The 451-nt window shown below is 52.3% G+C and carries 1 pseudogene; it reads right to left on the bottom strand.

The features are described 5' to 3' along the window. Positions 1–22 precede the first annotated feature (22 nt). Positions 23–451: pseudogene (locus B3F49_RS10970) on the bottom strand (MFS transporter); the annotation flags it as partial.

Raw genomic sequence — 451 nt, 5'->3', positions numbered from 1 at the left:
AAAAAAGGATGCACATCTTGCTTCAGTTTTTGGCGTTCTTGCCCAACGAGTAACTGAAATAGAGCATGGCCAGGGCATCCTGTATGTCGAACTTCTCAATATCCATCTCCCGCGAGTGCAACAGTCCCTTTTTCAGGTTGTCGAAGCAGGGATCGAAGCCAAGGTCGCTGTTGTCCAGGATTCCCAGGCAGAAGTCCCTGAGAGCCACCCAGTCCTGATTCTTGAAATACGCAAGCACCTCATGGTAATACAGGTCGATCTGGGTGAGGTCCCGGGCCTCGGTGAGGAACGGGGAGAGGAAATCCTTGGGAATGCCCAGGTTCATCTGTTCATAGAGCTGGGCAAGGCGCGGAGAACCAAACTTCAAAAAGCTTGCAATGACCGCGTACCGGGTTTGGCGGAAGGTGGCGCTCCGTCCTTGGTCGATGGATATGAAAAACTCCTGGTAGAA

This window comes from Sphaerochaeta sp. UBA5836, assembly GCF_002432845.1.
Lineage (GTDB): Bacteria > Spirochaetota > Spirochaetia > Sphaerochaetales > Sphaerochaetaceae > Sphaerochaeta.
The sequence above is the reverse complement of the archived record's forward strand: the minus strand, read 5'-3'. Positions and strand labels throughout refer to the sequence as shown.